Genomic DNA, 18666 nt, shown 5'->3' with positions numbered 1-18666 from the left:
CACACGACTTTTCGCCACAAGCGAAGCTGCTCGAGCCACCGTCCGAGTCAAACTGAAGTAAGGGTAAAGATATGAAGAAGGCAAAGCTTAGCCTCGCCTGGCAGATCCTCATCGGTCTGGTGTTGGGGATTGCAATCGGTGCGCTGCTCAACCATTTCAGTGCCGAGAAAGCCTGGTGGATCAGCAACGTTCTGCAACCGGCAGGCGATATCTTTATCCGTCTGATCAAGATGATCGTGATCCCGATCGTGATTTCCTCGCTGATCGTCGGCATCGCCGGCGTCGGTGACGCGAAGAAACTCGGGCGCATTGGCCTGAAGACCATCATCTACTTCGAGATCGTCACCACCGTCGCCATCGTGGTCGGCCTGGTACTGGCCAACGTGTTCCACCCGGGCTCGGGCATCGACATGAGCACCCTGGGTACTGTGGACATCTCCAAGTACAAGGCGACCGCTGCCGAAGTGCAGCACGAGCATGCGTTCATCGAGACCATCCTCAACCTGATCCCGTCGAACATCTTCGCGGCCATGGCCCGCGGTGAAATGCTGCCGATCATCTTCTTCTCCGTGCTGTTCGGCCTCGGTCTGTCGAGCCTGCAGGCGGACGTTCGCGAGCCTCTGGTGAAGATGTTCCAGGGCGTATCGGAAGCCATGTTCAAAGTCACCCACATGATCATGAACTACGCTCCGATCGGCGTGTTCGCCCTGATCGCGGTGACCGTGGCCAACTTCGGCTTCGCTTCCCTGCTGCCGCTGGCGAAACTGGTGGTCCTGGTTTACTTCGCCATCGCCTTCTTCGCCTTCATGGTGCTGGGCCTGGTCGCTCGCCTGTTCGGCTTCTCCGTGATCAAGCTGATGCGCATCTTCAAGGATGAGCTGGTGCTGGCCTACTCCACCGCCTCTTCCGAAACCGTGCTGCCGCGTGTGATCGAGAAGATGGAAGCCTACGGTGCGCCGAAAGCCATCTGCAGCTTCGTGGTGCCGACCGGTTACTCCTTCAACCTCGACGGTTCGACCCTGTACCAGAGCATCGCGGCCATCTTCATCGCCCAGCTGTACGGCATCGACCTGTCGATCAGCCAGCAACTGCTGCTGGTACTGACCCTGATGGTCACTTCCAAAGGCATCGCCGGCGTTCCGGGTGTGTCCTTCGTGGTCCTGCTGGCCACCCTGGGCAGCGTGGGCATCCCGCTGGAAGGCCTGGCGTTCATCGCCGGTGTCGACCGCATCATGGACATGGCCCGTACCGCACTGAACGTGATCGGCAACGCCCTGGCGGTACTGGTTATCGCGCGTTGGGAAGGCATGTACGACGAGGCCAAGGGCCAGCGCTACTGGAACTCCCTGCCGCACTGGCGCAGCAAGGAAAAGCTGCCGGCGGCTGAGTCTTCCCGTAACTGACACAAAACCCTTGTGGAAAACAGATCCTGTGGCGAGGGGGCTTGCCCCCTCGCCACAAAGAGCGCCACAGTGATTGAGTCATATCGACAAACCCCGGACAAATCCGGGGTTTGTCGTTTCTGACCACCCCGCTATCATTCGCCCATCTTTTGGGGGATTTGACTGATGCTCAATGGCCTGTGGCTTGGCTTCTTCATCGTGGCCGCCGTGTCGGCGCTGGTGCAATGGCTGGTGGGCGGTAACGCCGGGATCTTCGCGGCGATGGTGGAAAGCATCTTCGCCATGGCCAAGCTGTCGGTCGAAGTGATGGTGCTGCTGTTCGGCACCCTCACCCTCTGGCTGGGTTTTCTGCGCATCGCCGAGAAAGCCGGGATCGTCGAATGGCTGGCCAAGGTCCTAGGTCCCCTGTTCCTGCGCCTGATGCCGGAGGTTCCACCCGGCCACCCCGCCATTGGCCTGATCACCCTCAACTTCGCCGCCAACGGCCTGGGCCTGGACAACGCCGCCACGCCGATCGGCCTCAAGGCCATAAAGGCCCTGCAAGAGCTGAACCCCAGCGACACCATCGCCAGCAACGCGCAGATCCTGTTCCTGGTGCTCAACGCATCCTCCCTGACCCTGCTGCCGGTGACGATCTTCATGTACCGCGCCCAGCAAGGCGCGCCCGATCCGACCCTGGTGTTCCTGCCGATTTTGCTGGCCACCAGCTGCTCGACCATCGTCGGCTTTCTCGCCGTGGCCTTCATGCAACGCCTGCGGGTCTGGGACCCGGTGGTGCTGGCCTATCTGATTCCAGGCGCCCTGCTGCTTGGCGGCTTCATGGCGCTGCTGGGCACCCTGTCGGCCACAGCTTTGGCGGGGCTGTCGTCGATCCTCGGCAACGTGACCCTGTTCGGGCTGATCATGCTGTTTCTGATTATCGGCGCGATGCGCAAGGTGAAGGTCTACGAGGCCTTCGTCGAAGGTGCCAAGGAAGGCTTCGACGTGGCGAAGAATCTGCTGCCGTATCTGGTGGCGATGCTCTGCGCCGTGGGTGTGCTGCGGGCGTCCGGGGCCCTGGATTTCGGCCTGGACGGGATTCGTCATCTGGTGGAATGGGCGGGCTGGGACACGCGTTTCGTCGACGCGCTGCCGACTGCGATGGTCAAGCCATTCTCCGGCAGCGCCGCCCGGGCGATGTTGATCGAAACCATGAAGACCTCGGGCGTCGACAGCTTCCCGGCGCTGGTGGCGGCGACGATTCAGGGCAGTACCGAAACCACTTTCTATGTGTTGGCGGTGTACTTCGGTGCGGTAGGTATCCAGCGGGCGCGGCATGCGGTGGGGTGTGCGTTGCTGGCGGAGTTGGCGGGTGTGCTGGGCGCCATTGGCGTCTGCTACTGGTTCTTCGGTTAACCAGAACACTGTGAGTGCTGTCTCTTGTGGCTGCGGGCTTTTGTGGCGACGTTTCGACAAGCCCCCTCGCCACAAAAAGCAGCACCATTGGAGTCTCAATAAATCAGGGTCTTGGCGGCGGCGCGACTTTCTGGCCTTGCTCTACCGCCCAAGCCACCACCTGCGCCGTCAGCTGATCACTGGCCTGCCCAAACCCGGCAACCACCGCCGGCACCTTTACATCACTCAACGGCTGGCGCACTTCAAAGCGGCGGCTGGCGAGCAATCGCTGGTCATAGCCGCGCACCAGCAGTGCATCGAAGCGCACGACGACACTGGCGGCCGTGCCCTGATACTCCGTCTGAAACGCCTGCAGGCTGCCGCCCAGTTCCAGGTCCGCCTGGAAATTGCTGTCATCGGTACTGAGCAGCGTCATCCGGCCATCGCGCTGGAACCCATCGAGCAGACGATTGCGCAGCAGCACCGGCGCCGGGTCGCTCCAGCGCGCCCCCTTGTAGCTGCTGATCACATCGCCTTGGGGAATGACCGCAATATTCGGGCTGTTCAACGCCTCGCTGGCCTGGGGTTTGTTCAGGCGCAGCGACCAACGCTGCACCGTGCCGTGGCTGGCGCTGCTTTGCGCAGCCGGCAATCGATACAGATTGAACGGCTCGGGCTCGGGCAGGATCGAGCAGGCGCCCATCAGCGTGAAGCTGGCGAGGAGGGCGAGGCGGGTCAGCTTCATGGGGTGAATTCCTTGTGCTTGTCACTGCCCAGCAAGTAACCGCTGGGGTCGGCCTCCAGGCGTTTGGAGATCGCCCGCAGCGAGGTGAGGGTTTCACGCAGCTCCCGTATCGCCGGGGCCAGGCCATTGAGGCCCTGCATGCCGCTGTTGAGCGAATCCTGGTTGGTGGTGAGCAACTGATTGATCGTCGCGCTGCTCTGTTCCAGGGACTTCATCGCCTGACGGGCGCTGCCGAACATTTCCTTGCCTTGATCGTTGAGCAGGCCGTTGGCGTTGCGCATCAGCGCCGAGGTCTGTTCCATCATGGTGCTGGCCTGTTTGCCCACCGACGCCAGTTGCTGCATGGCCACGCGGATATCCCCACGCTGTTCGGCGATGACTCCGGTGGTCTGTTCCAGATGCTCCAGTGTCTTGCTGATGCGTTCGATGTTTTCGGTGGAGAACATCATGTTGGCGTTGTGCATCAGCACGTTCACGCCGGCAATCAGGTCGTTGCTGTCGGTGAGCAGGCGGGCGATGGGCGAGGGCGCGGCGATGATGGTCGGCAGGTTGCCGTCCTTGCCCTTGAGCGTCGGGCTCTGTGGCGTACCGCCGCTGAGCTGGATGATCGAGGTGCCGGTCACCCCGGTCAGCGCCAGCTTGGCCTGGGTGTCTTCCTTGACCGGCGTGTCACCGGCCAGGCGAATCCGCGCCAGCACCCGGCGCGGATCTTTCGGGTCCAGGCGCAGCTGGATCACGTCGCCGACCTTGATCCCGCTGTACGCCACCGAGCTGCCGCGGGACAAACCGCTGACCGCCTCGTTGAACACCACTTCGTAGTCCTTGAACTCGGTGTCGACGCTGGATTTGGCCAGGAACAGGCCGAAGAGCAGGGCGCCTGCCACCACAATCACGGTGAACAGGCCGATCAGTACATGATGGGCTCGGGTTTCCACGTCAGACCTCGTTGAGCTGTTGGGCGGCTGTCTGCGCCGCGCGGCCGCGAGGGCCATGGAAGTATTCGTGAATCCACGCGTCGTCGGTTTCCGAGACCACATCGATGGCATCGGCCACCAGCACCTTTTTCTGCGCCAGCACCGCCACCCGATCGGTGATGGTGTAGAGGGTGTCCAGGTCATGGGTCACCAGGAAAACGCTCAGGCCCAGCGAATCGCGCAGGGTCAGGATCAATTGATCGAAAGCGGCGGCACCGATCGGGTCGAGGCCGGCGGTGGGTTCGTCGAGAAACAGGATGTCCGGGTCCAGCGCCAGGGCCCGCGCCAGCGCCGCGCGCTTGATCATGCCGCCGGACAGTGAGGCGGGGTACTTGTCCGCCGCCGACAGTGGCAGCCCGGCCAAAGCCATTTTCACCGCCGCCAGGTGCTCGGCATCGTCACGGCTCAGGCCGGCGTGCTCGATGAGGGGCAGGGCGACGTTCTCGGTCACGGTCAGCGAAGAGAACAGGGCGCCTTTCTGGAACAGCACGCCAAAGCGCCGTTCCACCAGCGAGCGTTCGTGTTCGGACAGGCTCGGCAGGTTCTTGCCGAAGACCTTCACCTCGCCCTCACTGGGCTGGCGCAGGCCGACGATGCTGCGCAACAACACCGATTTGCCACTGCCGGAGCCGCCGACCACCGCCAGGATCTCGCCCTTGTACAGGTCCAGGTCCAGGTTCTCGTGCACGCTCTGGCGGCCGAAGCGATTGCACAGCCCACGGACTTCGATCACCGCCTCGGTGGGGGCTCTGTGTAGACGACTCACCAGCTGATCTCCATGAAGAACATCGCGGCCACGGCGTCGAGCACGATCACCACGAAAATCGACTGCACCACGCTGGAGGTGGTGTGCGCACCGACAGACTCGGCACTGCCACTGACCTTGAAGCCCTCCAGGCAGCCGATGGCGGCGATCAGGAACGCGAACACCGGCGCTTTGACCATCCCAACCAGGAAGTGCTGAACGCCGATGTCCTGTTGCAGCAGCGACAGGAACATCGCCGGCGAGATATCCAGCGACACCGCGCAGACCACGCCGCCGCCGACGATCCCCGCGACCATCGCCAGGAACGTCAGCATCGGCAACGCGATCAGCAGGGCCAGGACCCGTGGCACCACCAGCAACTCCATCGGGTCCAGGCCCAGGGTGCGGATGGCGTCGATTTCTTCGTTGGCCTTCATCGAGCCGATCTGTGCGGTAAAGGCACTGGCAGTGCGGCCGGCCATCAGGATCGCGGTGAGCAATACGGCGAATTCACGCAGGAAGGAGAACGCCACCAGATCCACGGTAAACACCGTGGCGCCGAAATTGGCCAGCACCGTGGCGCCGAGAAACGCCACCACGGCGCCCACCAGAAAGGTCAGCAGGGCGACGATGGGCGCGGCGTCCAGGCCAGTCTGCTCGATGTGCGCGACCATCGCCGTGACCCGCCAGCATTTGGGGCGGAACAACCCGCGCAGGATGGTTTCCAGGATCAGGCCGACGAAGCCCAGCAGTTGCAGGGTGTCCTGCCAGACCGTGTCCACGGCGCGGCCGATGCGGGTCAGCAATTGAATGCCGACGTTGATTTCCGGCTCCTTGATTGGCACGCAGAAGTCGGTCAGCGAACGGTAGACCGTCTGCAACAAGGCGCGGTCGGCGGCGGAGATGGTGCAATCGGGGTGTTCGGCGGAGCGCCCCAGGCGCTCGGAGCCCAGCAGCTCCACCAGCAGCGAAGCGCCGGCGGTATCCAGGGCGCCCAGACCGTTGAGGTCGATGCGAGTGTTGGCGTCGTATTGGCCTTCGAGCTTCTCGCTCAGGTGCTTGAGGTCGGCGTAATGGGCGAGCGTCCAGTCCCCGGTCACCCGGATCTGAGGCGGGGTGAGCGAGGTGTCCAGTCGGGCATTGCCGGCCACTGTGTTACTGCTCATAAGCTCCGTGCTTTCAAATGATTACGCGAATCTACGTAATAGCACGAACCCGGTTACTTTTCTTTGGTCGGTGTGCTGTCCGTGATATCAAACCGCAGCACGCCGATGACCTGGCCGTCTTCGGTCAGCACCCGGACCTGCCACTTGCCCGCCGGGTTGCCGGGGAAGTTCTGCTTGTGGGTCCAGGCCCGGTAGCCTTCCTTGCGCCCGCCGTGGATATCCAGGGCGATGCGGTCCACCTCTTTGCCGTTGAACTGCCAGACGTGATAGATCCGCTCGTTGAGACCGCGCGGGGCGTTGATCGCGGTGTAGGCGTAAAGGCCATCGCCGCGGATCTGCGCGACGCTGACTTCGTCCAGGCTCTTACCCGGCGTGCGGTCCTGCACCTGGGTGCTGATGGCCACGTCTGTCATCCACAGGGTGGCCGGTGGCACCCACGACCGCAGCACCCAGCCGACACCGCCGATGCCCAGGGTAATGCTCAGGATCGCCAGGGCGTTGCGCACGGTGCGGATCGGGAAGATTGACGCAAGGCTGGGGAAGGACAACAGCACGGCGATGCCCAGCGCCCATTTGAAACTCTGCGAGGTGGTCAGGTGCATGATCACCGGCAACGCGGTGAGCAGGGCGGCGAACAGGGTCAGCGTATGCAACGCCAGGAACGCCCAGCGCCGCGGCGCCAGCCACTTGTAGTAGAGCGGGTCGATGATGGAGATCAGCGCGGCGATGCCCAGCAGTCCGGTGAACACCAGTTGGCCGCTGTTCCAGGTGGTGGTGATGAAAAAGAACGGCAGGACGAAAAACAGGCTTTCCTGGTGGATCATCTGCGTCGCGTAGCGCAGCAGCGGCTGGGGAATTTCCCGTTTGAAGATCCGGGTAAACAGCTGGGTCAGGCTGTTTTCCAGCATCAGCCAGACCCAGCTGATCAGCATGATGGTGGTGATCCAGCTCGCCAGCCCCTGTTGGCGATCCACCAGAATGAAGCTGCCGACCCCCGAGATAAAACCGCCAAGCGCGATGACCCCAGGGTAGCGCTTCATCAGTTCGAGGATGCGCTGTACGAAAAGGGTCAGGTTCTGCATTCGGCGGTTCACATCAGTCGTAGGAAAAATCCCCGACAGGGTACCGCTGGTGGGGCGGCGTGGCGAGCCTCGGCAGTGATCGCGATCCCTGTAGCAGCTGCCGAAGGCTGCTGCTACAGGGTGCGCGTCGCTTTTCGATATAAATGCCAACCCAGAATTGTCAGGACGAGCAAGCCGAGCCCCCCGGCAATCACCCACAACACCTGATCATCACTGAGCAACGGCTTCTCGATCCGGATATAACCCGGCTGCAGCAACAGCTCGCGCATGGCCTTGTTGGCTTCCGCCAGCGTCACCGACTGCAACTCCTTCGCCGGATTGGCGAAACGCCCGTCTTCGTAGTCGCCAATGGCGCTCCAGTAGTAATCGGCCAGCGCGCTGTTGCCTTGCACCGCCCAGGACTGGCGGGCGATGGCGGCTTGCTTGAGGCGGTTGAAGGTCTCGGCGTTCAGGCCGTCCTTGAGCAGTTGGGCCTTCAGTTCCTCCAGCACCTGCTGCGCCTTGTCCACATCGTCCCGCTCAAGATCGGCGTTCAGGCTCATGAAGCCCACGCCGCCGAACACCTCGCGCTCGGCCCATGGCCCGTAGGACAGGCCGTACGCCAGGCGCAACTGGCGATAGAGTGCCCAGTCCAGGTAGTCCTTGAGCAGATCGAAGGTCTGGTCGTGCTGATCTTCCAGCACCGGCTCCGGCACCAGCCAGTGCAGCTTGGCGCCGTCGCCGACAAAGCCGCGGATCAGGCTACGTTCGTGGGCGGCGCTGGATTTGATTTGCGGCAGCTCCGGGTGGGCGGTCGGCTCGATCGGTTTGAGCGCACCGTAGGTCCGCTCCAGATAGGCCGGCAGCAGACGATCGAGGTCGCCGACCACGATCAGCGTCATGTTGTTGGGCGCGTACCAGTCCTTGCGCACCTTCTCCAGTTGCTCGCGGGTCAGTTGATCGACCTCCGCGCGCTCCGAGCATTTGAGGCCCAGCTCGACGGCCAGCTGCTTGCTGGCGCTGTGCCCCAGATCCTGGCGGTCCAGCCAGCGTTGCAGATGAGAGTAATGGCCGCCGTCTTCGCGCTCGACCACCTGTTTGGCGGCGTTGACAGCGTTGTCGTCGAATCGGGTCTGGGTCAACAAATCCAGCAGCAGATCGAGAACCTTGCGCTGGTTTTTCGCCGGGGCTTCGATCACGAAGGTGGTGTCGGCGTTACTGGTGAAGGCGTTCCACTCGCCGCCCAGGGCCTGCATGCGCTCCTCGAGACCGCCTTCGCCGCTGGCGTCGATGCCACTGAACAGCAGGTGTTCGAGCAGGTGTGGCAGCTCTTTGTCAGCGCATTTGAAATCGTCGATGCCGACCCCCACCACCAGCCGAATCGCCACATGCCCGCGCTCCGCGCCCGGCTTGAGCAGGATTTGCAGGCCGTTGCGCAGGGTATAGCCCTCGACCTGGAAGCGATCCAGGGCAAGGGAGGGCAGTGAACCGAGCAACAGACAGGCGAACAGCAGGCAACGCATAACGAGCTTCCATACGGCTGATTGGAGATCCGAGTCGTCAGTCAGGCCGTCTTCGCGAGCAAGCCCGCTCCCACATTTGGTTTGCGGTGTTCACAAAACCAATGTGGGAGCGGGCTTGCTCGCGAATGGCCTTCAAGCCGAACTGATGTTACTGACTGACCACACCGCCAGACGTTCAAGGCGAATGCGTGGTATCGGTCAAATCATCGACCGCCAGGGCCCCGGTTTCCGACGTTTCCAGCACCACATAAGCACTGCTGCAGAACAGCGAATTCAGGCGCTTCATGTCGGCGATCAACTCCAGGTGCAGGGAACTGGTCTCGATACTCTGCACGATCTTACGTTGCAAACGGCTGACATGCGCGTGGGCCAGGCGGCGTTCCTGTGCGCGAAAGCGACGTTTCTCGCGCAGCAGCTGGCGGGCGCTTTCCTTGTCGGCGCTCAAGAACACCGACAGGCCCAGCCGCAGGTTGGCGATCAACTGGCTGTGCAGCCCCGCCAGTTCTTCCAGGCCCACTTCGGAAAACGAGCGGCGCTGGGAGGTTTTCTGCTGCTGGACCTTGCGCAGCATGCGTTCGATCAGGTCGCTGGCCAGTTTCAGGTTAATCGCCAGCTCGATGATCTCGGCCCAGCGCCGGCTGTCCTGATCGCTGAGGTCTTCCCGGGGCATCTGCGCCAGATACAGCTTGATCGCGCTGTAAAGCGATTCCACGTCATCGGTCAGGCGCCGCACTTCCTGGGTCACGGCGGTTTGCTTGCCATGCAGCACGTCGAGCATGGCCTCGAGCATGTTGTCGATCAGATCCCCCATGCGCAGGGTTTCCCGCGCCGCGTTGGCCAGCGCCAGGCTAGGGGTGGCCAGCGCCGTCAGATCGAGATGCCGGGGCTTGGCCGTGCCATTGGCTTGCGGACGTTCGGGCAGCACCCAGGCACAGAACCTGGCCATCGGCCCGACGGTGGGCAGCAGAATCAGGCAACGCGTGGTGTTGTAGAGCAGGTGGAAGCCGATGACCATTTCCTGCGGGCTGAAATCCAGGCTGTCGATCCAGTGCACCAAGGGGTCGAGCACCGGAATGATCAGCAACAGGCCGATCAGCTTGTACAACAGGCTGCCCAGCGCCACCTGACGCCCGGCGGCGTTCTGCATGCTGGTGCTGAGGAACGCCAGCACGCCGCTGCCGATGTTGGCGCCAATCACCAGGCCGAGGGCCACCGGCAGGCCGATCACCTTGGCGCCGGCCAGGGTCGCGGTCAGCAGCACCGCCGCCAGGCTGGAGTAGGAAATCATGGCGAACAGCGCACCCATCAGGGCATCGAGCAGGATGTCGCCGGTCAGCGAAGCGAAGATCACCTTCACGCCCTTGGCATGGGTGATGGGCGCCGCGGCCTCGACGATCAGTTGCAGCGCCAGAATGATCAGGCCCAGGCCGATCGCGACACGGCCCATCTGGCCCAGGCGGGTCTGCTTGCGCGACAGGAAGAAGATCACGCCGATGAAAATCAGCAGCGGCGACAGCCAGGACAGGTCGAAGGTCAGCACCCGCGCCATCAGCGCCGTACCGACGTCGGCGCCGAGCATGGTCGACAGGGCCGGGGTCAGCGCCATCAGGCCCTGACCGACGAAGGAGGTGACGAGCATGGCCGTGGCGTTGCTGCTCTGGACCATCGCCGTCACCGCGATCCCCGAGAGAAAGGCCAGCCAGCGTTTGGACATGTTGCGGCCAATGACATGGCGCAGGTTGGAGCCGTACACCCGCAGGATGCCGGTACGGACGATGTGCGTGCCCCAGATCAGCAAGGCCACGGCTGAGAGCAAATTGAGCAGGGTGAGCATAAAGGCCCCCTGTGGTGGTAGCGCCCCAAAGGAGCAAGTTGACGGTACCGCGAGGTTCTACGTGTAGTACTTAAGCTGTAGTTGGCTAACGGTCTGGGCGCCAGCATTGCATAGCTAAAGAAGGGATTGAAACAAAAGTGTCATGAAAAGGATTTTACGAATCCACCACAAATCAATGTGGGAGCGGGCACGAATCGTCGCACCGCCGCTCCCACAGGTTTTTCGCCGTTACAGCAACCGGGTTACTGGCCCGGAATATCCTTGCGCAGCTTCACCGGATCCTGCTGCTGTTTCTTGCGGGCGATCGCGGTGCGCATCTTGATGTTGATCGCTTCCACCGCCAGCGAGAACGCCATGGCGAAGTAGACGTAGCCCTTCGGTACGTGAACGTCGAAGGATTCGGCAATCAGCACGGTACCCACCACCAGCAGGAACGACAGCGCCAGCATCTTCAGCGACGGGTGCTTGTCGATGAACGCGCTGATGGTGCCCGAGGCCAGCATCATCACCAGCACCGCCACAATGATCGCCGCGACCATGACCGGTACGTGGGAGACCATGCCGACCGCGGTGATCACCGAGTCCAGGGAGAACACGATGTCGATGATCGCGATCTGCACGATGGTGTACAGGAAGTTGCCGCCCTTGCCGCTCGGCTCATCGTCGGACTCATCCTCGCCTTCCAGCGCGTGGTACATCTCCTGGGAGCTTTTCCACAGCAGGAACAGGCCACCGAAGAACAGAATCAGGTCACGCCCGGAAATGCCCTGGCCGAACACTTCGAACAGGTCGGCGGTCAGGCGCATGACCCAGGTGATCGACAGCAGCAACAGAATCCGCGTAACCATGGCCAGCGCCAGACCGAAAATCCGGGTGCGCTGCTGCATGTGTTTGGGCATGCGGCTGACCAGGATCGAAATCATGATGATGTTATCGATACCCAGAACGATTTCCAGGGCGGTCAGGGTAAAGAAGGCAACCCAGATTTCAGGGTTGGTCAGCCATTCCATGTGTATTCCTTTGAGCGTGTGTTAAACCACAAAGGGTCCGGGCTTCAGACAGCGAAGCCGGGACCCTTCATGGCGAGTCTTGGGCTTATAGAGTGCTGAACAGCGGGAAAATCCCCATCAGCAATGCTGCTACCAGTATGCACATGCACACCAGAACTGCCCACTTGAGGGTAAAGCGCTGGTGGTCACCGAAGTCGATACCGGCCAGAGCCACCAGCAGATAAGTCGATGGTACCAGCGGGCTCAGCAAGTGGACGGGCTGACCGACGATCGAGGCACGTGCCATTTCCACCGCGCTGATGCCGTAGTGACTGGCGGCTTCGGCCAGTACCGGCAACACGCCGTAGTAAAACGCATCGTTCGACATGAAGAAGGTGAACGGCATGCTCACCAGCGCCGTGATCACTGCCAGGTACGGGCCGAGGAAGTCCGGAATCACCGCCAGCAGGCTTTTCGACATCGCGTCGACCATGCCGGTGCCGGAGAGGATACCGGTGAAGATACCAGCGGCAAAGATCAGCCCGACCACTGCCAGCACACTGCCGGCGTGAGCCGCGACGCGGTCCTTCTGGGCTTGCAGGCATGGATAGTTGACGATCATCGCGATACTGAAGGCCACCATGAACAGCACCGGCAGCGGCAACAGGCCGGCGATCAGGGTGCACATCAGGCCCAGGGTCAGGGCGCCGTTGAACCAGATCAGGTTCGGACGACGGGCATCCGGGAACTGCGAAACGGTGATTTCACTGTGATCGATCTCATCGCCCACCAGGTGCAGTTCACCCAGACGAGCGCGTTCACGTTTGCCGTAGAAATAGGCGATGGCCAGGATCGCCAGAACGCCGAACGCCATTGCCGGAATCATCGGCACGAAGATCGCCGAAGGGTCCACGTGCAGCGCACTGGCGGCGCGAGCGGTCGGGCCACCCCACGGGGTCATGTTCATCACGCCGCCGGCGAGGATGATCAGGCCGGCCATGATCCGCGGGCTCATGCCGATGCGGCTGTAGAGCGGCAGCATGGCGGCGACGCAGATCATGTAAGTGGTGGCGCCGTCACCGTCCAGGGACACGACCAGGGCCAGTACGGCAGTACCGACCGACACTTTCAGCGGGTCGCCCTTGACCATCTTGAGGATCTTGCGCACGGCCGGGTCGAACAGGCCGGAGTCGATCATCAGGGCAAAGTACAGAATGGCGAACATCAGCATCACGCCGGTCGGCGCGAGTTTGGTGATGCCTTCGAGCATCATCGGGCCGATTTTCGGGCCGAAGCCACCGAACAGGGCGAAGACGATCGGGATGATGATCAGAGCGATCAGCGCGGACAGGCGCTTGGTCATGATCAGGAACATGAAGGTGATGACCATGGCGAAGCCAAGGAAAGTCAGCATGGGAATACTCCAGGCGTAGCGCAGCTAGGGAATGGGCGGACCGGGTCGGATCAGCGCAAAACGGGAAGCACGAGACGTACGGGTGGAGTTGTGGCGAAGCGGCGAGTAAAGGACATCAGGATCACCATTGTTGTTGTTAAATGGACCTGGCGAGCATCGATACACTCGCATTTGGCCAACCGGTCTATTGCCGGCAATGAGGCGATCCTAATCGGGCAAGCTTTCAGCCAGCTTTCGCCAATGAAAGGCATGACCGGAAGTACGACCGATCGTCGGACGGGGTTTTGAGCCCATCGATACGGGCTCGGGAGGAAAAGCGATGAAAGCGCTTCACACCGGCGGCTGCCATTGCGGGCAACTGCGCTATCAGTTCAGCGGGCCGTTGCAGGATATCGCCCACTGCCATTGCTCGATTTGCCGACGGGTCAGCGGCGGCATCGTCACCACCTGGATCACCGTTCCCTCAGCGGCCTTTCAATGGCTGGCCGGGACACCCTTGCAGTACGACTCTTCAGCCAGCTGCGTGCGATATTTCTGCGGCCACTGTGGGGCACAGCTGGCGCTGACGACCCACCTGAGCCCAGAGACGATCGATGTGACCATCGCCACCCTCGACCATCCCGAACAGGCAGCGGCCGAACGCCACATCTGGACCGACAGCCGTCTGCCGTGGCTGCACCTGGACGAGCATCTGCCGGAGGAACCGGAAGAAACCCTATAGGCTGATCAAAAAATAGACAGGTCCAGCGGTCGAATCGCGCCCATCCAGATCGCGTGATCGCGGTGGTCCAGCAGATCGTTGCCGGTGTCGGGGTGCAGGAACACCACCAGCCCCTTACGGTTGAGCGCCAGCCACGGCAGCACCTCGCCAATCAGCTGCGGTCCGAAGGCCAGCTGGCAGCTCCAGTCCGGGTGCGGGCCCACCGGGCGCTCGTGCATGCGGCCCATTTTCAAGGGGAACAATTGCGCCGCCCGTTCGCACAGCTCGCGCGCCTGATCGATGGTGCCGGCATCGAAATAAACATGGGCGTGATAGCCCTTGATCGCTTGCATCTGAAGCCCTCTGAATCGATTCGAACCCTCGTTGTTTCCCGCGTGTCACACCTCTATAGGCGACAAACAAGGAGCTCAGCCATGAAAAATGCCGAAACGCCGGTGGTCAAAGTGGTGCTCTATGGTGCCATGAGTAGCCTTGGGAGCGCGCTGATGGCTGAACTGCTGCGGCGCCAGCATGAAGTGATCGCCATCCTCGATGAGCTCAATGCCCTTGCGCCGCGGCCGGGCCTGCGCACCAAGACCGGCGATCTGTTCGAGGCCGAACGGGTCAAGCAGAGCGTAGCTGGCAGCTCGGCGGTCGTCTGTCTGCTGGACTCTCCGGGGCTGCCGCTCAACAGCGAATACGTGGAAAAAACCATCGTGCCGGGGCCGGTGGAGCAGGTGCTGGCGGCAGATGCGCTGATTGACGGGATGCAGGCCGCGGGCGTCAGCCGGTTGATTCTGGTCGGGGACTTCGAGGTGCTGGACGATCCGGACACCTTCGACCCCCTGCAACGCCACGCCGCCGAGGAAATCCGCGAAGCCCTGCAAAGCAGCGCATTGCAATGGACGTTGGTGAATGCCCCGCGAGGCGTGCCTGGATTGACCATCGAGCATTTCAGCCAGATCAGCAGCAGCCTGGAATCGGGCCTGGCCGAGCCGCTCGAACGCCTGGCGCGTACGGCAGCCGGCATTGCCGATGAGCTGCGGTTGAATCTGCATATTGGCGAGCATGTGGATTTCGTGGCGGCCTCCTGAATGTAAAAGATCGCAGCCTTCGGCAGCTCCTGCATTGGAATGTGCAGGAGCTGCCGAAGGCTGCGATCTTTTGCTCTTCAAACCGCAATCGAAGGAAGCGCGAGACCGTTGAGCGACTGCGCACTGTCAGCCTGCTCCGCCATCAACCAATCCACAAACCGCTGTATCAAAGCCCCACGCCGCTTCCGCTGCGGCAATACCACGTAGTACCCCAACCGCGAAATCACGGTTTCCTCTATCGGCCGACACAACAACCCCTGCGCCAGCAAGTTATCCACAAGGTGCCGCCAGCCAATCGCCACACCCTGACCCCCAATCGCCGCCTGAATCAGCAGGGTGTAATTGTCGAACCGCAACTGCCCCGGGGCGGGAGGCGAGGTGATCCCCAACTCGCGAAACACGCCGCTCCAGTCGAACCAGTTGCTGCTGTGTTCACCGCGCAGGTGCAACAGCGGGAATTCCAGCAAGGCCTTGGGTGGCAAGGGCAGGGGACGTTCATTCAACAGCTGCGGGCTGCACACCGGGAAAACTTCCTCGCTGAACAACCAATGGCTCTCGCCCTGCTTGAAGCGCCCGTCACCGAACAACACCGCCACATCGATATCGGTGCGCAGCATGTTGTGGCTGCGCTCGCTGGTCACCAGGCTGACATCGACCTGCGGATTGGCCGCGTGAAACCGGTGCAGGCGCGGCATCAGCCAGTACGCGGCGAACGCGAAATCGGTCGCCACCTGCAGCACCTCGTGTTGATGCTGCGCGCTAATCGCGCTCAATCCCGCGTCGATATTCTGCAAACCGAGCTGAACCTGCTCGAAAAGGATCATCCCGACCTCGGTCAGTTCGATGCCGCGATAAATGCGGTCGAACAGGCGGGTGGCCAGTTGTTCCTCCAGACGCTTGATCTGCTGGCTGATCGCCGGTTGCGTGGTGCCAAGTTCCACCGCCGCCGCCGTGAAACTGCGATGACGCGCCGCCGCTTCAAAGGCACGGAGCAAATCCAGAGACAGGTCACCGAGGGCGTCATACATAAGCTGTGCTTATCCTAGTCATTGTCGCGCATGGGCTTTACCGCAAAGCTGGCGGATTTCATTCTCGACCCCAGCACTCTCGCATAAACATCCACTATGGAATGCCGCGATCACATGAAGCGCAAGAACATTCTTTTCATCATGGCCGATCAAATGGCCGCGCCAATGTTGCCTTTCTATGGCCCTTCGCCAATCAAACTGCCTAATTTGAGCCGCCTCGCCGCACAAGGCGTGGTGTTCGACTCCGCTTATTGCAACAGCCCGCTGTGCGCACCGTCGCGCTTTACCCTGGTCAGCGGCCAGTTGCCCAGCAAGATCGGCGCCTACGACAACGCTGCGGATTTTCCCGCCGATGTACCGACCTATGCCCATTACCTGCGCCGGCTGGGCTATCGCACGGCCCTATCGGGCAAGATGCATTTCTGCGGCCCGGACCAGTTGCACGGCTACGAAGAGCGCCTGACCAGCGACATTTACCCTGCCGACTACGGCTGGGCGGTGAACTGGGACGAACCGGACGTGCGCCCGACCTGGTATCACAACATGTCATCCGTACTACAGGCCGGTCCCTGTGTACGTACCAACCAGCTGGATTTCGACGAAGAGGTGGTGTTCAAGGCCCAGCAGTACCTGTTCGACCATGTTCGTGAAGACGGCGATCAGCCGTTCTGCCTGACCGTTTCCATGACTCACCCCCATGATCCGTACACCATTCCCAAGGCGTTCTGGAATCTGTACGACGACGCCGAAATCCCGCTGCCGCAAACCCCGGCTCAACACGAACTCGACCCGCACGCCCAGCGATTGCTCAAGGTCTACGACCTGTGGGACAAACCGCTGCCTGTGGATAAGATTCGCGATGCCCGTCGTGCCTACTTCGGGGCGTGCAGCTATATCGACAGCAACGTCGGCAAACTTCTGGAAACCCTCGAGGAAACCGGGCTCATCGATGACACCATCATCGTTTTCTCCGGCGACCACGGCGACATGCTCGGCGAGCGCGGCCTCTGGTACAAAATGCACTGGTACGAAATGGCCGCGCGGGTCCCCCTGTTGATAAGTGCGCCAGGGCAGTTCGGTGCCGGTCGTGTCAGCGCCTCGGTATCCACCGCCGACCTGCTGCCGACCTTCGTCGAACTTGCCGGTGGCTCGCTCGAACCAGGCCTGCCGCTGGACGGCCGCTCGCTGGTCTCGCACCTGCAAGGGCAGGGCGGGCATGACGAGGTGTTCGGCGAGTACATGGCCGAAGGCACCATCAGCCCGTTGATGATGATTCGCCGTGGCCCTTACAAATTTATCTACAGCGAAGACGACCCTTGCCTACTCTTCGATGTGCAAAACGATCCGAAGGAGCTGGAGGAACTCAGCCAGTCCCCGCAACATCGCCAGCTGTTCGACGAATTTCTCGCCGAAGCGCGAGCCAAATGGGACATACCCTCGATTCACCAGCAGGTGCTCGCCAGCCAGCGACGCCGGCGTTTCGTTGCCGAGGCGCTGACCCTCGGCAAGCTGAAGAGCTGGGATCACCAGCCACTGGTGGACGCCAGTCAGCAATACATGCGCAACCATATCGACCTTGATGATCTGGAGCGTAAAGCACGTTATCCACAACCCTGCCAAAACCAATAATGTTAAGGGGAAGTCCATGCAAAGGTTATCCACAGTACTGACGGTCGGGCTTTTGGCCCTGAGCAGTGCGTCGGCGTTCGCCGATCAATGCGAGACGGTGAAAATGGCCGATCCGGGCTGGAGCGACATCGCCGCGACCAACGCCATCACCGGGTTTCTGCTGGACGGCATGGGCTACAAGGCCAAGGTCGACACCCTGGCGGTGCCGATCACTTATGGCGGGCTCAAGGATGGCCAGGTGGATGTGTTCCTGGGTAACTGGATGCCGGCGCAACAGGGCTTCTACGACAAGTTCGTGGCCACGGGCGATGTCACGCAACTGGCCAAGAACCTGGACGGCACCGAATTCACCCTCGCGGTCCCGGACTACGTGTGGGACGCGGGTGTGCATAACTTTGCCGACCTGAACAAGTACGCGGACAAGTTCGACCACAAGATCTACGGCATCGGCTCGGGCGCACCGGCGAACATTTCCCTGCAGGAAATCATCAAGAAAAACGATTTCGACATGGGCCAATGGAAGCTGGTCGAGTCCAGCGAGCAGGCGATGCTGGCCGAGGTGTCCCGCGCGGTGAAGAAGCAGAAGTTCGTGACCTTCCTCGGCTGGACCCCGCACCCGATGAACGTGCAGCTCAAGATGCACTACCTCAAGGGCGGCGAGAAATACTTCGGCGACACCGGCACCGTGCACACCCTGACCCGCAAAGGTTATGCACAGGCCTGCCCGAACGTCGGCAAGCTGCTGACCAACCTGAGCTTCACTCAGGAAATGGAGAACAGCATCATGGCCGAGGTGGTGAACAAGAAAGTCAGCAATGCCGATGCGGCCAAGGCTTGGATCAAGGCCAACCCGGCAGTGCTGGATAAATGGCTCGATGGCGTGAAGACCGTGGACGGCAAGGATGCGTTGCCGGTTGTGAAAGCCAAGTTGTAACCAATGTGGGAGCGGGCTTGCTCGCGAATGCGGTGAATCAGTCGGCAAATGTG

At 61.7% G+C, this 18666-nt stretch carries 17 protein-coding genes; 6 read left to right on the top strand and 11 right to left on the bottom strand.

Translation table 11 applies throughout. The features are described from left to right. The first annotated feature begins 71 nt into the window (after positions 1-71). Both gltP and HNO86_RS04025 read left to right on the top strand, forming a co-directional pair. On the top strand, positions 72-1403 hold the full coding sequence (gene gltP, locus HNO86_RS04030) for a glutamate/aspartate:proton symporter GltP (protein WP_175375734.1): 1332 nt from the start codon (positions 72-74) through the stop codon (positions 1401-1403). A 165-nt stretch (positions 1404-1568) separates the two neighbouring features. Then, positions 1569-2798 carry a nucleoside recognition domain-containing protein gene (locus HNO86_RS04025; RefSeq protein WP_175375733.1) on the top strand — a complete coding sequence of 410 codons (1230 nt, stop codon included), beginning with the start codon at positions 1569-1571 and terminating at the stop codon, positions 2796-2798. A gap of 103 nt (positions 2799-2901) precedes the next feature. Here the strand turns inward: HNO86_RS04025 and HNO86_RS04020 are convergent, their stop codons facing one another. From HNO86_RS04020 to HNO86_RS03980, 9 genes are all read right to left on the bottom strand, one after another. Further along, the gene (locus tag HNO86_RS04020) at positions 2902-3522 is read right to left on the bottom strand and encodes an ABC-type transport auxiliary lipoprotein family protein (RefSeq protein ID WP_175375732.1); all 621 of its coding nucleotides are present in this window, start codon (positions 3520-3522) and stop codon (positions 2902-2904) included. After that, positions 3519-4457, bottom strand: a complete 939-nt coding sequence (locus HNO86_RS04015) for an MlaD family protein (protein ID WP_175375731.1) — start codon at positions 4455-4457, stop codon at positions 3519-3521. Before HNO86_RS04015 ends, HNO86_RS04020 begins: the two co-directional genes overlap by 4 nt. Before the next feature lies 1 nt (position 4458). Continuing rightward, entirely contained in the window at positions 4459-5262 is an 804-nt protein-coding gene (locus HNO86_RS04010) for an ATP-binding cassette domain-containing protein (protein WP_175375730.1), read from the bottom strand. Then, entirely contained in the window at positions 5259-6407 is a 1149-nt protein-coding gene (locus HNO86_RS04005) for an ABC transporter permease (RefSeq protein WP_175375729.1), read from the bottom strand. Before HNO86_RS04005 ends, HNO86_RS04010 begins: the two co-directional genes overlap by 4 nt. A 53-nt stretch (positions 6408-6460) precedes the next feature. After that, complete coding sequence (locus HNO86_RS04000; RefSeq protein ID WP_175375728.1) at positions 6461-7489, bottom strand: DUF5924 family protein; 1029 nt, start codon at positions 7487-7489, stop codon at positions 6461-6463. A 113-nt stretch (positions 7490-7602) separates the two neighbouring features. Next, complete coding sequence (locus HNO86_RS03995) at positions 7603-8991, bottom strand: pitrilysin family protein (protein ID WP_175375727.1); 1389 nt, start codon at positions 8989-8991, stop codon at positions 7603-7605. A 175-nt stretch (positions 8992-9166) separates the two neighbouring features. Further along, on the bottom strand, positions 9167-10825 hold the full coding sequence (locus HNO86_RS03990; protein WP_175375726.1) for a Na/Pi cotransporter family protein: 1659 nt from the start codon (positions 10823-10825) through the stop codon (positions 9167-9169). Positions 10826-11067: 242 nt separating this feature from the next. Continuing rightward, complete coding sequence (locus tag HNO86_RS03985) at positions 11068-11835, bottom strand: TerC family protein (protein WP_175375725.1); 768 nt, start codon at positions 11833-11835, stop codon at positions 11068-11070. A gap of 85 nt (positions 11836-11920) precedes the next feature. Next, positions 11921-13228: a CitMHS family transporter gene (locus tag HNO86_RS03980; protein WP_175375724.1), complete on the bottom strand. Its 1308-nt coding sequence runs from the start codon at positions 13226-13228 to the stop codon at positions 11921-11923. Between the two features lie 319 nt (positions 13229-13547). Between HNO86_RS03980 and HNO86_RS03975 the strand changes: the two genes are divergently transcribed. Continuing rightward, a complete protein-coding gene (locus HNO86_RS03975; RefSeq protein WP_175375723.1) occupies positions 13548-13949 on the top strand; it encodes a GFA family protein in 402 nt (133 codons plus the stop codon). Positions 13950-13954: 5 nt separating this feature from the next. Here HNO86_RS03975 and HNO86_RS03970 read toward each other — a convergent pair whose 3' ends face one another. Then, positions 13955-14281: a DOPA 4,5-dioxygenase family protein gene (locus tag HNO86_RS03970; RefSeq protein ID WP_175375722.1), complete on the bottom strand. Its 327-nt coding sequence runs from the start codon at positions 14279-14281 to the stop codon at positions 13955-13957. An 81-nt stretch (positions 14282-14362) separates the two neighbouring features. On the opposite strand from HNO86_RS03970, the gene HNO86_RS03965 reads away from it, so the two are divergent. Next, complete coding sequence (locus HNO86_RS03965) at positions 14363-15022, top strand: NAD(P)-dependent oxidoreductase (protein ID WP_175375721.1); 660 nt, start codon at positions 14363-14365, stop codon at positions 15020-15022. Positions 15023-15099: 77 nt separating this feature from the next. Here HNO86_RS03965 and HNO86_RS03960 read toward each other — a convergent pair whose 3' ends face one another. Then, positions 15100-16050, bottom strand: a complete 951-nt coding sequence (locus tag HNO86_RS03960; RefSeq protein ID WP_175375720.1) for a LysR family transcriptional regulator — start codon at positions 16048-16050, stop codon at positions 15100-15102. A 114-nt stretch (positions 16051-16164) separates the two neighbouring features. Here HNO86_RS03960 and betC point away from each other — a divergent pair, with 114 nt between their 5' ends. Together betC and choX are read left to right on the top strand one after the other, a co-directional pair. Continuing rightward, a complete protein-coding gene (gene betC, locus HNO86_RS03955; RefSeq protein ID WP_175375719.1) occupies positions 16165-17679 on the top strand; it encodes a choline-sulfatase in 1515 nt (504 codons plus the stop codon). Between the two features lie 16 nt (positions 17680-17695). Beyond that, positions 17696-18613, top strand: a complete 918-nt coding sequence (gene choX, locus HNO86_RS03950) for a choline ABC transporter substrate-binding protein (RefSeq protein ID WP_175375718.1) — start codon at positions 17696-17698, stop codon at positions 18611-18613. The last annotated feature ends 53 nt before the right edge of the window (positions 18614-18666 follow it).

It is taken from the genome of Pseudomonas sp. C1C7 (assembly GCF_013359595.1).
Classification (GTDB): Bacteria; Pseudomonadota; Gammaproteobacteria; order Pseudomonadales; family Pseudomonadaceae; genus Aquipseudomonas.
Note: the sequence above shows the minus strand (reverse complement) of the source record. Positions and strands in the feature narration are given on the sequence as shown.